The sequence below is a fragment of the Thermoanaerobacter ethanolicus JW 200 genome, assembly GCF_003722315.1.
GTDB lineage: Bacteria > Bacillota > Thermoanaerobacteria > Thermoanaerobacterales > Thermoanaerobacteraceae > Thermoanaerobacter > Thermoanaerobacter ethanolicus.
In genome coordinates this window covers 815,456-833,402 of sequence record NZ_CP033580.1, presented here as the reverse complement: position 1 = coordinate 833,402, position 17,947 = coordinate 815,456, and the positions used below count along the sequence as shown (strand labels likewise).

The window sequence follows — 17,947 nt, the reverse complement described above, 5'->3', positions numbered from 1 at the left end:
TAATCAAAAACCAAAATATGTATTACATACAATATATAGTAATCAACACTGACAATCAAACATAAAGGAAGTGGTAAGGGAAAAGAAAAGACAAAAAGAGGAGCTAAAAAAGGGCATAAATATCCTGTAGAAGTCAAATGTTAAAAAATGGCATGAAATAGATTCAATAAAAATTAGGCCGATTGCATCAAAGCAACAAGAGATCTAAACTCATCATATTTGCCCAATTTAATAGCTACAATAGCGACAGTAAGCAAAGTAATATGGCCAAAAGTATTAAGGTTGCTCACAGAATTAATATTTCTAACATAAGCCTTTTCAAAATCCAGAGCTTTAAAGCGGGAATTATATCTTTCTGATTCAATTCTCAATTTGTAGACGGCCTTAAAATATAGGGAGTCTCTATTAATAGAGGACCTATAATCAGAAGATATAATAGCATACTTAGTACAGCCTCTATGCTTTTTGCCATTAAAATATTTAGGATGATTTATAGGGCAGGCAGAATCATCCTTAGAATTACAGAACTTGCAAACAAATTTTTGCTTAATAAAACCATCAAAATATTGCTTGCCATCTTTAAGCATTTTAATACCCGCTTCACAGACCATATAACCATCATCAGTCAGAGGGGGATTTTTAGAATTACGCTTGTTAAGAGGAATAAAGCAATGACCGTGGAGAATATTTCTAACATAATTATAAAGTTTCTTAACATCATAGCCTTTATCAGCAATAAAATTAACATACTTAAGGTTAAACCACTTATTAGTCTTCTCAAGCAAAGATAAAGCGGCTTCAAAATCAGGGGCATCAGCGGGGGTAGTAGTTTCAGCGATGGGTAAACCAGAGATAGCATCAACAATAATGTGATTTTTATAGCCCCAATAAAACTTATAGCGTTTATTAGAAGAATCGTTAGAAGCAGAATAAACGCCTAATTTACAATCCTTATCTGACTTAGGCTGATTATCTTTAGAGAATTTATTTTTAGAAAAAGACTTAGGGTTATTTAACTTAGTGTTAGCTTTAATAGGGGTAGAATCCATGGAAATAAACTCACCGGAGATAATACCCATATTTTTGAGGATATTGACCTGATTTTGAAAAATAGAGGTCAAATAATCATGAGAGAAGTCATTAATAAAACGGCGAAAAGTCCAATAAGAAGGAAGAGGTTTAGAAATGTCGAAGCCACAAAGATGAGCAATGATAAGATTATTGCGGAGATAATCTAAAAGGTCAGAAATTGTGCCGAATCTTTCAGCTTTCATGACAATAAAAGCTCTAAAAAGTGCATGGTGAGAATAACCCTTACGGCCAGGACTAGAGGAAGGGAATTCAGGTATTGAAGACAGGTCAAGATTTTCAAACATAGAAGAATAGAAATCAATTTTAGACTGAGAGGTAAAGAGTTCAGGTATATTTAAAAGCAATTGAAGCTGGTACATGTAGGATTTCCTCCTTCTTAAAAAATTTTTTATAGTGTATATATAATAATTCGACAAATGGGAGGGGAAATCCTACATAAAAGATAAAAAATTCAAGAGTGATAGGAAAAAAGTATGTCTGTAGAATGGCTTAAATTAAGGCTTCTGAATTTTGCACAAGTCTATTCATTACAAAAGAAAAAAGTGAAAAAGACGATATAGAATCCAATCTATATCATCTTTTCCTAAAAGTTTCTTTTAATTCTTTATACTTCTTTACAATTTCATGTAATAAATCACTATTTTCTTCTAAACCTGTAATTTTGCTTATTGTTTTTTCTAAGCCAAAATTTTTAATGTCATCTTGAATTTTACAAGCTTGAGGGTCTTCCTTATAATCAAACAAAAACCCTGCAGCTATACCATATAGTATAAATTCAGGCGTAATTCCAATTTCATAACAAAGTTTGGCAGGCATCATTAACCGGTCATTTCCAGACAATTTCCTTGTAGGCTCTCTTCCCACTCTTACAACTTCGTCTTTTAAATAGGAGTTTTTGAACCTTTTTATTACTTTATTTGAATATTCTCTTAAATTATCAATTTTTATATTATGTTTCTTAGAAAGCGCGCTAGAAGCTTCCTCTTGCATTTTATAGACTATATTTCTTATAAAACCATCTTCAATCGCTTCATGTATATATTTATACCCTTTTAAATATCCTAAATATGCAGTGGTAGCATGGGCTCCATTTAATAAAAATAATTTTCTCTCTATATAAGGTTCAAGGTCAGCGACAAGTTCCACCCCTTTGATATTTAAATCCCCAATAATTGCTTTTTTGTCAATATCCCATTCATAAAAATCTTCAACTGCTACATCTATTGGCAGTTCTTTCTTTATATCTACATTCGGTACTATCCTGTCCACAGCCGTATTAGGAAAACCAATTTTTTGATTTACGTACTCAATAAAATCTTTATCCTCTTTTTCCAATATACTATTTTTTAGTATATTTGTTGCAAACAGTGCATTTTCGCATGCCATTATATTCAAAGGTTTATCAATGTTAGCTTTTCTTATCTTTAAATAATTTCTTAATTTTTCCCCTATGCTCTTAAGATTATTAGCTCCTACTGAAGTCGTAATTATATCTGCATCTACAATAGCCTTGGATAGATTTTCTTCATCTTCGATATGAATAGCTTTTATGTTTTTTACTTCTTCCTTTTCCACATTATCTTTTAAAATAATCACATTATATCTTTTATAATTATTTATGCTTTCTACTAATTCTTTTGATATATCAACAAAAGTTATTTCATATCCAGACTTATACAACAAATATCCTATAAATCCTCTGCCTATATTCCCTGCTCCAAAATGAACCGCTTTTAACATGTTATTCATCACCTTTTTGAAGTATTTCTATTATTTCCTGTTTTGCCCTTGCCTTCTTCAATTTCTCGACATTTTCTTCATACTGGCAGGTAAGCGCTATTTTTGATAATATCTCTAAATGTTCATCTCCCTTACCTGCAATTCCTATGACAATATAGGCAATATTTCCATCTCCAAAATCTACTCCTTTAGGATATTGCGCTATAACTATTCCAGATTTTTTTATATATTTTACATACTCAGAAACTCCGTGAGGAATAGCAATACCATTACCTATATAAGTCGTTACATCTTCTTCTCTTTTCTTCATACCTTCTATATATTCTTTTTCAACATAGCCATTTTTAAAAAGCAAATTCCCTACTCTTTCAATAGCTTGTATTTTAGACTCTGATGGCACATCTAATACAATATTATTTTCGTTTAGTATTTCTTTATTCATCCTCCAAAGCCTCCTGTGTATCATTTAGTATTGTAACTAAGCTATTTCTAATATCTTTGATATCGCCAAGCCTCAATATTTCATTAAAGGCTTTATCCTCTATAAGCGAAATACTTATTTTACCTAACATCTCTAATATTTCACTGCTTTCTGTTTTCCTTGCTAACATCACAAGAAAAGTATCTACTTCTTCATAAGAAAAACCAGCACTTTTCATCTTTAATGGAGTTTTTAGTTTATACACACCGACAAAAGGCATTACCATTTTGTCACTTCTTGTATGAATTAAAGCAATGTGGGTGGTTGGTATGACAACATTGCCCATGGCTTCCCTTTTAAAGATTAGCTCTTCTATTTCTTTTGCATCTTCAGTAAGCATTAAATCATATAAATCCTTTGCTATGAATTTTATTAAATCTGCAATAGTTTTTGTTTCCACGTATTTTAATTGCAAATTTCGAAGTATTTCATCTGCTATTTCAAAATTTCGTCTTCTCTCCACCGTCGGCAAATTCCCTGTCAATTCTCTTTCTTTCTTGACTACATATTTCTCTATAAACTCTTCTACCTTTTTAATATCTTCTTCTGGCAAAAAAGGCGATACCACAATTACATTATCTTTTAATTCTTCAAGCTTTACTGTAGAAATTATTAGATCATAGTTATCACCTTTTTTCTTATACTCCCATATTGCCCCAATGTCAATAGCATCAACTTCTCTAAAAAGAGTTTTTAATTTAGCTGATAATATTCTCGCCGTGCCAATCCCATTTGGACATATAATAAAAACTCTTAATTTTTTTGATAAAGCTTGCTGTCTTTCAATTGCAGCTCCAATATGCATTGTGATATATCCAATCTCTTCTGCCGGTATCATGAGATTATATTTAGAAAAAATTAACTTGCAAGCTTTATTTACTGCTTTAAACAAATCACCATAATAATTTTTAATTTCTTCTACTAATGGATTGGTAGTCTGAAGTCCCATTGTCAATCTATAAAGAGCAGGTTCAAAGTGCTGTGACAGCCCTACAATAAGTTGTTCGTCATAATTTATCTTTATATTTAAAAGCCGAGAAACTTCTTCCACAACCTCTTTTGATAAATCTTGTAAGGAAATACCAAGTTCTTCAAATCTATTTTGTTTATAGACGTATTTTTTGGGACTTAAATGAAGAGCCAAATATGCCAATTCAGTATCTGGCAAATATACTTCATTTTCTTTCAATATTTTCTCTACATCTTTCATGAAAATAAATTCATTAGAAAGTAAAATGTCTTTTACAAATTCATCGTTAAGCTGTATTGGCTTGTCTATTTTTGTTCTGTAAATAGAAACAAGTAAATGTACAAACATCCCAAAGTAATTTAAGTCGGATAAGTTATCATGTATAACATTCTTAATTTGTTGTGCAATTCTTTTCACTAATTGAACTAACTCATTGTCAAAAATTGTACTAAAAAATGTGTATACATATTTGTCTTTTTCATCATTATAGACAAAAGCTAAAAGTTCTTCTATGGGTTTATAGTTATAAAACAGCTCCACAATTGCATTTCTTTTATCTAATTCACTTCCTTCTACTTTAATCCCATAACCTCTTCTTCTGATAAGAGATAAGTTTCTCATTTTCAGCCATTCCTCTATTTTGTCTAGATAGAGACTTATAGTTCCTTCTACAACATTAAATTGATAACTAAAATAAGCAGCTTTTATGGGTTCCTCTGAAAGTAACAATTGTATTGTCATCAATATTTGTCTTTGCTCTGGAGTTAAAAGCCATTGGAGAGGAATGGCGCCTAAAGAAGCATGGATTTTATCTAACGCTTCTTCCTCTCCTTTTAATATGATTTGTCCATTGTCCTCTATAATAACAGCTTTATATTTTTTTAAATTATTGTTTATAGAGGCTATTTCTCTCATAATAGTTCTTCCACTTACATCCATAAGCTTGGAAAGGTCCTCTATATTAGAAGGACCTTTCTCTATCAAAGTTTTTAATATAAATTTTTGTCTTACAGTTAGATCTTCCATACCCTTCACCATAAATTTTTATTTTATTTTTTAAGGTTCTTTACAAATTCATCATAGACTGTATTGTCTAAAAAGTTTTTGACCGTTACAATTTTAGCATTTGGCACAACTTGAGAAGCTCTTTCTGCAAGGTTTTCCTGTGTAAATACAACATCGGCCTCTTTTGGTATTTGATTTACAGCAGAATGCTTAACTACAATATCCAATCCTGCTTCTTTTAATTTTTTCTTTAAAATAGTTTCTCCCATCGCTGACGAACCCATACCAGCATCGCAAGCAAAAACAATCATTTTAGGCATACTTTCTATTTTTTGTACATTTGGCTTTATTTCTTCAACTTTTTGTCCTTTGCTTTGCGCTTTAAGTCCACTGACTACTGAACGTGCAAATGTCATACTTTCGGCAGACATACTCTCTTCACTAGCTCTCTTAACAATCACTGATGCTATAAGGAAAGATACAACTGCTCCAACTGTAATACCTGCAAGTACAGGAAGTAATCCGCCTTTTGGTGCCATAGCTATTTCTGCAAATATACTACCAGGTGAAGGTGTAGCTACCAAGCCCGCTTTTGTCAAAACAAATGTCGCATCTGCAGCCATTCCACCGCCTATAACTGCCAAGAGTAGTGATGGATTCATTAAAACATAGGGGAAATATATTTCATGTATTCCGCCAAAGAAGTGTATTATGATAGCACCTGGAGCTGATTGTTTTGCATCGCCTTTTCCAAAGAACCAATATGCCAGTAAAACCCCCAAACCTGGACCTGGATCTGTCTCTAGCAAGAAGAATATTGACTTTCCAAGTTCTTTAACTTGTGCTACTCCAAGAGGAGCTAATATACCATGGTTAATAGCGTTATTTAAAAACAATATCTTCCCTGGTTCTATAAAAATTGCTATTAAAGGTAATAAGCCTTTGTTTGTAACCCATTGAGCTGCTGCACCTAATCCTACTGAAATTCCATTTACCACTGGTTCAATGAAAAGAAATGCTAAAATTGCTAATAAACCACCTAAAATGCCTGCTGAGAAATTGTTGACAAGCATTTCAAAACCTGCTGGGATTTTTCCCTCTACAATCTCGTCAAATTTTTTAATGACATAGCCTCCCAAAGGACCCATCAGCATGGCACCAAGAAACATCGGTATAGATGAACCGATTATAATACCTGCTGTTGCAATAGCACCAACTACTCCACCTCTTATATCGTATACAAGCCTACCACCAGTATAGCCAATTAAAATTGGTAAAAGATACGTTATCATAGGTCCAACAAGTTTAGCCAAATGTTCATTTGGAATCCACCCTGTTGGAATAAAGAAAGCAGTAATAAGTCCCCATGCTATGAAAGCACCAATGTTAGGTATTACCATGCCAGCCAAGAAGCCACCAAGCCTTTGCAACTTCGCTTTTACACTTCCGCCGCCAGTTATGAAAGCATTAGTGTTTTGCATAAATTTTACCTCCTTCTTGCATTTATTCTTCTATAATTATTGTAAACCCCTATATGCATTTATGCAATTCAAAGAAAATCAGTTTTGTCATTCGTTTTCTTTGACAAAATTGAAGATAAAAAAATAACCGGCGAAAAGCCGGTTATAATTAATCAACAAATCCATTGTTTTCGGACAATTCTTTATACCAATATCCACTTTTCTTTATAGTTCTTTTTTGTGTTTTTAGATCGACAGATACAAGACCGTAACGGTTTTTATAAGCATTTAAGAAAGACCAATTGTCCATAAAAGTCCATAAATGATATCCTTTAACATTACATCCTTCTTCAATTGCTTTATGGAGCCACTTTAGATGTTCTTTTATAAACTCTATCCTGTAATCATCTTGGATAATTCCATCTTTTGTAAAACGCTCTTCTCCTTCAACTCCCATTCCATTTTCCGAAATAAAAGACTCTATATTGCTATAATTATCTCTTAAATTTATCATTATGTCATATATTCCTCTTTCATATATCTCCCATCCTCTATAAGGATTCATTCTTCTTCCTGGCATAATATACTCATCATAAAACCAATTAGGTGTAAATACTCCATATGGATTTGGCATATTTTCCCTAGCTTTAACTCTAATTGGTTGATAATAATTTACTCCTAAATATTCCACAGTGTTATTTTTAATTAATTCTAAGTCGTTATCCAAATACTCTGGCAGATGATTGTATGATTTTAAAAGTTCAATAAGTTCTTTAGGATATTCTCCTTTGACAGATGGATCTAAAAAACTTCTATTATGGAATAAATCTGCAATCTCTGCGGCTTTTAAATCCGCTGGATGGCTGCTCCTAGGATATACAGGGCTTAAGTTTAAAACAATACCTATTTTAGCTCCTTCTATTTGTAACTTTTTAAATTCCTCTATTGCCCTCGCACTTGCCAATACTGTGCCATATGCAAATTGTAACGCTCTTTTGAAGTCTACTATATCTGGATAATGGAAATTATACAAATACCCACCTAATACAGGAACTATTGGTTCATTAAATGTAATCCACCTTTTGACTCTATCTCCAAACAACTCAAAACATGTTTTAGCATATTCAGCAAAATATTCTACTACTTGTCTATTTTCAAAACCTCCTATATTTTGCATTTCTATAGGCATGTCAAAGTGAAATAGCGTAACAAACGGTGCTATATCATTTTTTATAAGCTCATCAATGACATTGTTATAAAACTCTACGGCTTTTTTATTGACTTCACCAACACCACCAGGTATCAATCGCGACCATGAAATAGAAAATCTAAAAGAGTTATGTCCAAGTTCTTTCATCAGTTTTATATCGTCTTTGTATCTGTGGTAAAAATCAGATGTCAAATCTGGACCTACTCTATCGAAAAAGCGATTTGGCTCTTTTTTATACCAATAATCCCATACATTCATTCCCTTTCCATCTTCATATGCAGCTCCCTCTATTTGTACTGCTGACGTTGCAGACCCCCACCAGAATCCTTCAGGAAATTTATATTCTTTAGCCATAATTATTTTCCTCCTTGCGCAAGATAATCCAAAATATTATTTAAAAAGGAAAAAGTAATTTAACGGAAAAAATTATTTTGTAAAATCAGCAATATTTCTATTTATACTGTGGCAGATATTCTTTATTTTGCTCAAGTATATCATCAAGAATTTTTTTAGCAACAGTCGCAGAAGGTACTAATGGATGAATTGTCAACGCCTGTAAAGCTGTATAATAGTCCCCTTTTACCCCTGCTTCTATAGTAAGTTCTTCATAGGCTTTTACTGCTTGCATTAAACCCCTTATTTTCGCTGGCACATGTCCAATATTTATCGGATGAGCCCCATTTCTATCTATTATTGCATTTGTTTCTATCACCACATTATCTGGCAAATCTGCGATTGTAGCATTGTTTCTCACATTGACCACATGTATGTCTTTTTTGTCATTATATATTGAACTTATCAGGGAGCAAGCAGCATCAGAATAATGAGCTCCTCCCCTTTTTTCTAATTGCGGCGGTTTTATATTTAAATTTGGATCTTTATATAATTCAAATAATTCTTGCTCTAATTTTTTAACAACTTCTCCTCTTGTACCTACTGTGGCAACTTCTCTTTTTTGTTCCTCAAGCATTTGGTCAGTCAAATAATAATATCTGTGATATGGACAAGGATACATACCAAGTGATTTTATAAATTCAGGATCCCAAGGTAATTCAGGAATATTCTTCATTGTTAAAGATTTTGCAGTAGCATAAGTATCAATTAGTTTATCAGTTTTTTCTATACCATCTAAATATACATGAGTACCCCATACTAAATGATTCAAACCAGCAAAATTTATATAAATTCTCGTTGGATCAACATTCAAAAGTTGCGCAACACCATATACCATGCCTATCGGTACATTGCATAAGCCAATAGCTTTTACATTTGTATGTTTTAAAACCGTTTCTGTTATAACTCCTGAAGGATTCGTAAAGTTAATAAGCCATGCGTTCGGCGCAAGTTCTTCTATATCTCTGCATATATCCAGTATAACGGGTATTGTCCTCTGGGCTTTTGCAAAACCACCGGGTCCAGTTGTTTCCTGACCTATAACATCATACTTTAGAGGAATTTTTTCATCTCGGATTCTGGCATCTATTCCTCCTACTCTAAACTGAGTAACGACAAAATCTGCACCTTTTATGGCTTCACGCCTGTCAAGAGTCAGATGAATGTTTATCCCTATGCCGGCTTTTTCTACCATCCTTTTTGCAAGGCCACCAACAATTTCAAGTTTTTCTTTCCCTTCTTCTATATCTACTAAATATAAGTCTTTAACTGGTAGTTCATTATACCTCTTGATAAAGCCCTCGATAAGTTCGGGGGTATAACTAGAACCCCCTCCAATTACAGCAATTTTCAAATCCTTTTTAAACATTAAAAGTTGCCCCCTTTGTTTGATAAATAACTTTATACAAGTCAATCATTTCCGTTATCAATTCCTTTGCAAGAATTGCATTCATAAGATGGTCTTCTGCATGTACTAAAAGAAGTGTAACTTCCTGTTTTTCTCCCGCCGCTTCTTTGTGTATCATATCCGTTTGAACGTGATGAGCTTCTAAAAGCTCTTCACTTGCTTTATTTAACCACTTTTCGGCCTCCTCAAAATTACCCTCACGCGCATGCTTTAATGCTTCAAAAGAATTGCTTCGTGCATTCCCTGCATGAGATATGATAGTAAAAACAATTTGTTCAAGATCCATTTTTCTGCCTCCTAAACTTTATTTGTTTTTCAGCGCCTCAATTGCTAAATCCAATGTTTTGGCTCCATCTATCATCCCATATATGTTTGGTGGAATTACTCTATATACTTTGTTTTTCTCTTTTGCAAGTTCTGAAACATACTTTTCTTTATACCTAATTTGAGGACCTAATAATATAACATCGTAATCATCTATTACTTTTTCTAAATTATCTGCTGCTTCTGCAAAAATGTATAAGTCTTTCATCCCTCTTTTTTCTCCCTCTTTTTTCATCTTTTCAACTAACAAACTTGTAGACATTCCTGCACCACAGATTAATAGAATCCTCATTGTATATACCCTCCTTTTAGTTTAAACTTATTTTAATATCGAATAGTTAACTAATAAAATGTTATTATTCAGAATAAATTGTAAAACATCTTTATCAGTCAATATTGTTCTTTCAATTTCTCTTTTTGTATTATAAGACGAAATATTCATTAATTCGTTGTCTACATACGCTGGATGGCTCATTATTTCTGTTATACCTTCCTCTATACTACCTAATATAGACAATAAATTTTCTTTTTTAACACCTTCATCATAGAAATTATAAATAAAATTATCAACTGTTTTTAAACCAGCTTTAATAATTATTTCCCTATCCAATGGAGTAGATCGTACAGGTAAGTTATATTTGTGAGCCATTTCTATAAATACATCTATTACCTTGGGATGACTTTGCACATGATGATGGCTATCCATATGAGTGATAGAAACCCCTAAAGAAAAAGCTTTTTTAATCTGCTCTTCTATTTCTGTTCTGATTTGATCCACATCAGCATCATCTAAAGAATGTGGAAAGCCTCTTTTAAAATACCCTCTTTCATCTATCAAGGTATTTACTTTTCCAGCACTACTCAACGGTTTACCAGCATCTAGAGTTATGTGTATTCCAAAACCCAAATCTGGACATAATTCTTTTATTTGTAAAGCTTCATTAGCATAAGGCATATTACACATTATAGAAGTACTTCTTAAAATACCGTTTTTATAGCATTCAACAACTCCTTTATTAACTCCTTTTGTCAGCCCAAAATCATCAGCATTTACAATTAGATATTTCATCTGTACCACTCCTTTTTATGGAATATATATCCTGAGAGGCAACGCCTCTCAGGATATATCATTATGCCTTCGTCTCAGCTAATTTTTCTTCTTCTTTTTTCAATTGCTGCTCTTCTTCATATTTCTTATTGTCCCATAGTTTCAAGAAAGGATAATAAATTGCTCCAGCTACAGCAAAATTTATAATCTGTAAAATAATAGCTTTCCAATCTCCCGTTGTTAAGAAACCACTAATTAATACAGGAGTCGTCCAAGGAATTAAAGCATAAGGTCTTGCCACTAAATTCAACGCCATCGCTATGTATGTGATAAGTCCTGCAGAAATAGGAGCTAATATAAACGGCACAATCATGACTGGATTCATAACTATTGGCATACCAAATGTTATAGGTTCATTTATATTGAATATACCAGGTCCAATAGCAGCCTTACCTACTGCTTTTAATTGTTCTGATTTTGTTGCAAATAGTAAGAGCAAAGCCAACGCAAGAGTTGTTCCAGAACCACCTATATAAACGAATATATCAAAAAATTGTTGACATACAATATTAGGCAAGATTTTTTCTCCAGCAATTTTAGCAGCTGAATTTTGTTGAGTAAAAGTAAGCCATATCGGTCCCAAAATTCCTCCTACTAATGCAGCTCCATGAATACCTACGCTCCACAAGAATTGAATTGCTAATATGGCAAGTATTACCGCAGGAAGTGTAGAACCCAGCTTCATAAGAGGTATAGCAATTAATTTATTAATAGCTTCCGGTATTGTTAAATGGATTGTTTTAATTAGTATCATGTGTATTATCCAAATAGAGGTAATAATTACAGCACCAGGAATTAATGCCGCAAAAGCCCTACCGACAGAGGGTGGAACTCCTTCAGGCATACGAATAATCAAATTTTTCTCTACAAATTTCCTTTGGACTTCTACTGTAAAAATTGCTATGATCATTGCAACAAACAACCCTTGGCTTCCCATCCAACTCAGAGGAATGTTACCATCTTGTGTTAAAGGTACTGACAACATAAAAGTCGACAAACTCAATACTCCAGAAGCTACAGGATCTATTTTATATGTTCCTGCCAGTGAATAAGCTATTGTAAAAGATGCAACCATAGCAATTATCCCAAATGTTGCATTGACTATTTTTAACAAATCATTGACATAAGGTTTAACAAGGGCTTCAAGAGCAGGTATAGGCGGAAAAGCTATAATTAAGAAGAATGACCCAATGAGAAGTAATGGCATTGTTGCAACTATTCCGTCACGAATCGATTTTAAGTGTCTTTGTTCAGCAAGTCTACCTGCTACAGGCATAAAATATCTGTCAAGAAAATTAATAAATGTATCCATTAGACCAACTCCTTTTTTAAATTTTTGCACTATATTTTATGCAGAAGTCATGCCAAATAGCACTTGCCCCGCGGACTCTTGCTTTTCCGCCTTGAATGATGATATCATATCAAATCCGTTTCAATGTGTATCGTTTAAAAACGTATTCAATACACATATGTGTATTAAAGTGAATAGATTATTTTCATCATATTTACACATTCTTCGTCTGAAATTTTTACACTACATCCTTCTTCGATAATCCTTATAACTTTTTTTATAATATCAAACTCTTTTGGATAATTCTTAATGTATTCTTGTGTATCCTTAATGTGTATTAATTGTTTCCCTTGTAATATACGCTCAATTACACAAGCAAGATGAAGTATTAATCCTATTGTAATCTCTTCATTTAAATTTATTCCTTCTCTTATTAAAGCTGCGTAAAATCTTTTAAAAGAAGATATATACTTTTCTGAATCTATCTTTATATTTTCTCTTATGACCTCCTTCATGTTATCAATTACCTCAATTTGCGAAAGAGCTTCAATTTTATTTTTCAATACAGATAATTTATCATTATCAAACACATCTGATGTAGAAATATACAATATAGAATCATCCTGTGGATTTATAGCACTTACAACAGCTAAAATATTTTTTTCTTCTTTGATGTTGAGTAGTTTTCTTCTAAATTCTCTTTTATTTTCAATTTCAATTGGAATAATATGAATATCTTTCTCTTTTAAGTCAAGGTTTTTTTCAAGTATTGATTTAAGTTTAACTGCTGTCCCTTCACCAGTTATACAAGCAGTTATGATAACATTCTTTTTAAGAGAATCTTCAAATTTAACGCTGTCTTTATAGATTTTTCCCACATAAGGACTAAAATTGACAACTGCATCATACACTTCCTCTAAAGATGCGTTAAGGATTGCCTTTCTTGCTGCCTCTAAAACCATAGGAGTAGAAACCATTTCAATTGTTTTGACGGGTATTCCTGTTCTTTCGTATATCATGTCACCAAATAATACTAGGGAACCCATGTCAACAAGGAGTAATACGCCTCTTCCTTTGTCAGCTCTCTTTACAATATTAGTTAAATTATTTAACGCAACTTCTGGTTTTTGATCAAGTGGCATATTATAACCAATTACATAATTATCACCTAAAAGCCTGTTGGAAACCTCCGCAATGGAAGTAGCAGCGGCTTCTCCATGCATTGCAACAATAATGCCTACTCTTTCGTCTTTTTCTTTTGTTTCCTCCTCAAGACATAAAAACATTGTAACAAAACCCACTTCATCATCAGGTACTTTTATGTTAAACTCTTTTTGGACCCTTTCTCTCAAAACATTTGCCACTTCAAATTCTTTCTCATACACCTTCTTTATATTTTCCAGCTGATGATTTACAATATCTTTGCCACTTAGTATTCTTTCAACAGAACTGGCTACATGCATAGAAAGGCCGTATAAGGTTTTATCACTGAACTGTCTATTGAGTCTTTTACTAGCGTAATTCAAAAAATCGTTTACTATATTGACAATCTTTTTATCTACTACTTTATATAATTCCTCCAAATTATTTTTATCCAGATTTAAGAGATACTTTTTCAAATATGTTTCTATATCAATACTCATGATGAGTTTTATATCACTTTCGTTAAGTCCTTTTTGCTCCAAAGCTTTCCTTTTTTCTTCTAGCGCCTCATAAAAATTGAATATCTGATTATTCTGTTGGATAACAGGAGTAGCATTATCGGATGAAAACTTTATTATATCTCCTGTCATAAATTTATCAATCTCATCTTTTGACTCTTTATACCTAAACAATCCTCTTCTAACATACTCAGGTAAATCTTCAGTATGCACGCATACTCCTTTATCTCTTTTCATCATGTATCCAAGATAAGCTTTTGCAATTGAAAGTTTTATATCACTTTTCAGTTGACCTATATTATTAGGACACTCATAAAGCAAAAGAGCTTTTAGAGCATTTGAAGTGATCATAATATCAGTGTTAATAATAGCTGCTTCTTCTCTAAAGAAATTTTTAATAAGTTCAAATCTTTCTTCATATGTTCTTTCTGCTAAAGCCGGCAATTTAATCACCATTGGTATCCGCCTTATAAAAGTCCTAAGAAGAGTAGACTCAATGTTCTCTGTTGTAGCGCATATTATTAAAACATTTGCTTTATGTTGTGTTTCAGATTCTCCAAGCCTCCTATAAAGTCCTTTATCAATCAGGTAAAAAAGCATTTCTTGTCCTTCTGGAGGAAGTCTATGGACTTCATCAAGAAAAAGTATGCCACCATCTGCTTTTTCAACAAGGCCCATTCTATCCTTATCGGCACCTGTATACGCTCCTTTTTTCACTCCAAACAGTTGTGACATTAAAAGTTGCGGATTATTAGCATAGTCAGCACAGTTAAAAGTCACAAAAGGAGCGTTTCTTTTTATTCTCCCAATTTCTTTTGCGAAACTATACATGACTTCTGCAAACATGGATTTGCCAGTACCCGTCTCCCCAAGCAAAAGCGTATGAAGACCATTAGGTGGGTAAATTATAGCAGCCTTTGCTTGCTGTACGGCATTTTTAAGGCTTAAATTAGCTCCTATTATGCTGTCAAATACATCTTTCACTACTATATCACTTTCATCAGAAACCATATCAAGTTCTTTAACCTTATACAAAACTGGTTTACCTTCAACTTTTATAACTTTTCCTTCTCTAAAAAGGGTATTTAAATCGCTGGAAGCATTTGTTCTTTGTATATTAAGGGCATGTGCAATTTCCATAGCTGAAACTCCCACTACTTCTCCTCTTTCAGCCAATTGCTTATTGCACAATTCCTTTAGACAATTATAAACTTTATCAATTCTTTTCACATCCTTCGCCCCCTTTTATGATACATTTTATCATAAAAGACAAAAAAATAATACACTTTAAAACACTTAACCTTAAAAATATGCTTTTTTGCAATACATATAAATGTTGCTACTGAACAAAATAAATATAAGAAATTTTAAAATTGGGGTGATGTTATGGCAAAGGAAAATGATAAATACACAAAACCTCCAAAGCCGGATGACCGCTCAGACAATGTAGAGAAATTACAACAGATGATACACGATACTATAGAAAATTATAGAGAAGCAGAAGATTACTTAAAATTACACGCAGAAGAACTTTCTCCTGAAGAAATAGAAAGGATTAAACAGAAAAACAAAAATAGGCTCACAAGTATACAAAACATGAGAGAAGAAATAATAGATGAAGTACACGACAACGACAGAAAGTAGGTATAAGAGGCGGATTACGCCTCTTTATACAATTTATTTAATTCAATGGCAATTTTAGCACCTACATGGGTATTATTTTTGACAAGTTCAATATTAGCTTTTAAACTTTCACCTTGTGTCAAATCTTTTATTTTATCCAACAAAAAAGGTGTTATTTCTTTACCTTTTATTTTTCGCTTTTCTGCCTCATAAAGAGCATCTTCTATAGCTTTATCTATATAAGCTTTATCCAAGGCATATTCTTCTGGAATAGGATTTGCAATTAAAATTCCACCTTTGAGGCCTAAATCCCATTTTGTCTTTATAATTTTTGCAGCCTCTATTTCGTCATCAACTTTATAATCAACTTTAAGTCCGCTTTCTCTTGTATAAAAAGCTGGAAACTCTGAAGTTTTAAACCCTACCACAGGAACCCCAAAGGTTTCAAGGTATTCAAGAGTGCGAGGAAGGTCAAGTATTGCCTTTGCACCTGCGCATACAACTGCTACGTCTGTATTTGCAAGTTCTTGTAAATCAGCTGATATATCAAATGTTTGTTCTGCTCCTCTGTGGACACCTCCTATACCTCCTGTAACAAACACTTTTATGCCTGCAAGATTTGCACAAATCATTGTTGCGGAAACTGTAGTCGCTGCACTAAGTCCTTTTGCTAAAACTACGGGTAAATCCCTTCTGCTAGCTTTTAATATTTCTTTTGAAGTTCCCATAAATTCGAGTTCTTCTTCGCTTAAACCAATTTTTATTCTTCCATTTATAATGGCAATTGTAGCAGGTATAGCTCCATGTTCTCTTACAATATTCTCCAAAGTTTTAGCCGTCTCAATATTTTCCGGATAAGGCATTCCGTGAGATATTATAGTGGACTCAAGTGCAACAACAGGCTTCCTTTCTTCCATTGCTTCTTTAACTTCTTTTGACAAATCAATAAACTTATTCATTTTACAATCTCCTTTACTATATTTTTTAATTGATTTTCATTTAAAAATGGATTTACTGTATAAGGTGAGGATATTGTAAGAGATGCCGCAGCAAGACCAAGTTTTGCCGATACATCCAGAGTATAGCCATTAAAAATACCATAGACCAAGCCAGCCGTCAAAGCATCTCCTGCACCTGTAGCATCAACAATTTCGGCTTGATATGGTTCTATAAATTTTTCAACTTCTTCTGAAGAAATATATACCCCTCTTTCTCCTAAAGTTACTATGACATTTTTGACACCTTTTTGTCTTAAATATTTAACTGCTTTTTTCATATCCTCATCATTTGCTATTTTAACTCCAGATATCGATTCAAGTTCTTCTTTATTTGGAGTTACATAATCGATTTTGTCAAGTACACCTATTAATTTTTTTGCTTTGTCGATGGAAACGGGCTCTGCCACTACAGGAATATTATTATTGTAGCAAAGCTCCACAATATATTTGATGCTGTCTTTGGGAATATTTGTATCAAAAACTACAATCTCACTATTTTTTATAACTTCCATCTTGGACTCAAGATATTGTATATTTAACTCTTCTAAAATGTCCATTCCCGAAAGAGCCACATCCATATCACCAATTGCATTAAGAATGGCAAGATATATACCTGTACGCCTTGTATTTGAAATTACAATCTGTTCAACATTTACCCCTGCTTGCCTTGTCTCCTCAAGAAGCCTTCTTCCTTCATCATCATTACCCACAACGCTCAAAAGCGTAACAGGTAAGCTAAGCTGTGCAAGGTTGTGAGCAATATTTCTTCCTACACCACCAGGTGCTATGTTTATGTGTCCCGGATTTGAAGTATGCTGCTTAAGCTCTGAATAGGGTTTACCTTTTATATCTATATTTGCTCCTCCAATTACAGTAATACCTTTAAAGTCCCTCACCACATAGCCTCTTCCTAATATAAAGCCCTTTTTCATGAGGTTTGCTATGTGCCCTGCAACAGCAGATCTACTAATACCCATAAGCTGTGCTAATTCTTCTTGAGAAATCATTGGATTTTTCTTTATAAATCTCAATATCTCTTTTTCCCTCTGTGTCAATGCCACATCAATACACTCCCAAACAATTATTTGTTTATCAAACATTTGCAAGTATATTATATCACAAAAACGCAAATAAAAAAACTGCTTATTTTAAAAAGCAGTAAAAACATTATTATCCAGAAAGC

At 33.0% G+C, this 17,947-nt stretch carries 15 protein-coding genes; 1 reads left to right on the top strand and 14 read right to left on the bottom strand.

Features of this window, described 5'->3' with window-relative positions; genetic code table 11:
• Positions 1-173: 173 nt before the first annotated feature.
• The 12 genes from EB239_RS04040 to EB239_RS03985 all read right to left on the bottom strand — a co-directional run bounded on the left by EB239_RS04040 (position 174) and on the right by EB239_RS03985 (position 15,373).
• Complete coding sequence (locus tag EB239_RS04040; protein WP_003869069.1) at positions 174-1,451, bottom strand: transposase; 1,278 nt, start codon at positions 1,449-1,451, stop codon at positions 174-176.
• 214 nt (positions 1,452-1,665) lie between these two features.
• Complete coding sequence (locus EB239_RS04035; protein ID WP_003869884.1) at positions 1,666-2,832, bottom strand: mannitol-1-phosphate 5-dehydrogenase; 1,167 nt, start codon at positions 2,830-2,832, stop codon at positions 1,666-1,668.
• A gap of 1 nt (position 2,833) precedes the next feature.
• Entirely contained in the window at positions 2,834-3,274 is a 441-nt protein-coding gene (locus tag EB239_RS04030) for a PTS sugar transporter subunit IIA (RefSeq protein ID WP_003869885.1), read from the bottom strand.
• A complete protein-coding gene (locus EB239_RS04025; protein ID WP_003869886.1) occupies positions 3,267-5,321 on the bottom strand; it encodes a BglG family transcription antiterminator in 2,055 nt (684 codons plus the stop codon). Before EB239_RS04025 ends, EB239_RS04030 begins: the two co-directional genes overlap by 8 nt.
• 11 nt (positions 5,322-5,332) lie before the next feature.
• Positions 5,333-6,769, bottom strand: a complete 1,437-nt coding sequence (locus EB239_RS04020; RefSeq protein ID WP_003869887.1) for a PTS mannitol transporter subunit IICB — start codon at positions 6,767-6,769, stop codon at positions 5,333-5,335.
• A 148-nt stretch (positions 6,770-6,917) separates the two neighbouring features.
• Entirely contained in the window at positions 6,918-8,312 is a 1,395-nt protein-coding gene (locus EB239_RS04015; RefSeq protein WP_003869888.1) for a glycoside hydrolase family 1 protein, read from the bottom strand.
• Positions 8,313-8,409: 97 nt separating this feature from the next.
• Positions 8,410-9,720, bottom strand: a complete 1,311-nt coding sequence (locus EB239_RS04010; protein WP_003869889.1) for a 6-phospho-beta-glucosidase — start codon at positions 9,718-9,720, stop codon at positions 8,410-8,412.
• Positions 9,713-10,045 carry a PTS lactose/cellobiose transporter subunit IIA gene (locus EB239_RS04005; RefSeq protein ID WP_003869890.1) on the bottom strand — a complete coding sequence of 111 codons (333 nt, stop codon included), beginning with the start codon at positions 10,043-10,045 and terminating at the stop codon, positions 9,713-9,715. Before EB239_RS04005 ends, EB239_RS04010 begins: the two co-directional genes overlap by 8 nt.
• 18 nt (positions 10,046-10,063) lie before the next feature.
• Complete coding sequence (locus EB239_RS04000; protein WP_003869891.1) at positions 10,064-10,375, bottom strand: PTS sugar transporter subunit IIB; 312 nt, start codon at positions 10,373-10,375, stop codon at positions 10,064-10,066.
• Between the two features lie 27 nt (positions 10,376-10,402).
• Positions 10,403-11,152 (bottom strand): chitin disaccharide deacetylase, encoded by a 750-nt coding sequence (gene chbG / locus EB239_RS03995; RefSeq protein WP_003869892.1) that lies wholly within the window; start codon positions 11,150-11,152, stop codon positions 10,403-10,405.
• A gap of 61 nt (positions 11,153-11,213) precedes the next feature.
• Positions 11,214-12,503: a PTS sugar transporter subunit IIC gene (locus EB239_RS03990; protein WP_003869893.1), complete on the bottom strand. Its 1,290-nt coding sequence runs from the start codon at positions 12,501-12,503 to the stop codon at positions 11,214-11,216.
• 164 nt (positions 12,504-12,667) lie between these two features.
• The gene (locus EB239_RS03985) at positions 12,668-15,373 is read right to left on the bottom strand and encodes a sigma 54-interacting transcriptional regulator (RefSeq protein WP_003869894.1); all 2,706 of its coding nucleotides are present in this window, start codon (positions 15,371-15,373) and stop codon (positions 12,668-12,670) included.
• 156 nt (positions 15,374-15,529) lie between these two features.
• Here EB239_RS03985 and tlp point away from each other — a divergent pair, with 156 nt between their 5' ends.
• A complete protein-coding gene (tlp, locus tag EB239_RS03980) occupies positions 15,530-15,787 on the top strand; it encodes a small acid-soluble spore protein Tlp (protein WP_003869895.1) in 258 nt (85 codons plus the stop codon).
• A 14-nt stretch (positions 15,788-15,801) separates the two neighbouring features.
• Here the strand turns inward: tlp and EB239_RS03975 are convergent, their stop codons facing one another.
• Entirely contained in the window at positions 15,802-16,725 is a 924-nt protein-coding gene (locus EB239_RS03975; RefSeq protein ID WP_003869896.1) for a pseudouridine-5'-phosphate glycosidase, read from the bottom strand.
• Positions 16,722-17,825, bottom strand: coding sequence for a PfkB family carbohydrate kinase (locus tag EB239_RS03970; protein ID WP_003869897.1), 1,104 nt, complete (start codon positions 17,823-17,825; stop codon positions 16,722-16,724). The genes EB239_RS03975 and EB239_RS03970 overlap by 4 nt, the downstream gene beginning before the upstream one ends.
• Between the last annotated feature and the right edge of the window lie 122 nt (positions 17,826-17,947).

Bases quoted from the DNA above. Each gene is read 5' to 3' on its own strand.
- EB239_RS04015 (WP_003869888.1), bottom strand. From the start codon at position 8,312: ATGGCTAAAGAATATAAATTTCCTGAAGGATTCTGGTGGGGGTCTGCA.
- EB239_RS04005 (WP_003869890.1), bottom strand. From the start codon at position 10,045: ATGGATCTTGAACAAATTGTTTTTACTATCATATCTCATGCAGGGAAT.
- EB239_RS04020 (WP_003869887.1), bottom strand. From the start codon at position 6,769: ATGCAAAACACTAATGCTTTCATAACTGGCGGCGGAAGTGTAAAAGCG.
- EB239_RS04040 (WP_003869069.1), bottom strand. From the start codon at position 1,451: ATGTACCAGCTTCAATTGCTTTTAAATATACCTGAACTCTTTACCTCT.
- EB239_RS04000 (WP_003869891.1), bottom strand. From the start codon at position 10,375: ATGAGGATTCTATTAATCTGTGGTGCAGGAATGTCTACAAGTTTGTTA.
- EB239_RS04025 (WP_003869886.1), bottom strand. From the start codon at position 5,321: ATGGTGAAGGGTATGGAAGATCTAACTGTAAGACAAAAATTTATATTA.
- chbG (WP_003869892.1), bottom strand. From the start codon at position 11,152: ATGAAATATCTAATTGTAAATGCTGATGATTTTGGGCTGACAAAAGGA.
- tlp (WP_003869895.1), top strand. From the start codon at position 15,530: ATGGCAAAGGAAAATGATAAATACACAAAACCTCCAAAGCCGGATGAC.
- EB239_RS04010 (WP_003869889.1), bottom strand. From the start codon at position 9,720: ATGTTTAAAAAGGATTTGAAAATTGCTGTAATTGGAGGGGGTTCTAGT.
- EB239_RS03990 (WP_003869893.1), bottom strand. From the start codon at position 12,503: ATGGATACATTTATTAATTTTCTTGACAGATATTTTATGCCTGTAGCA.
- EB239_RS03975 (WP_003869896.1), bottom strand. From the start codon at position 16,725: ATGAATAAGTTTATTGATTTGTCAAAAGAAGTTAAAGAAGCAATGGAA.
- EB239_RS04035 (WP_003869884.1), bottom strand. From the start codon at position 2,832: ATGTTAAAAGCGGTTCATTTTGGAGCAGGGAATATAGGCAGAGGATTT.
- EB239_RS04030 (WP_003869885.1), bottom strand. From the start codon at position 3,274: ATGAATAAAGAAATACTAAACGAAAATAATATTGTATTAGATGTGCCA.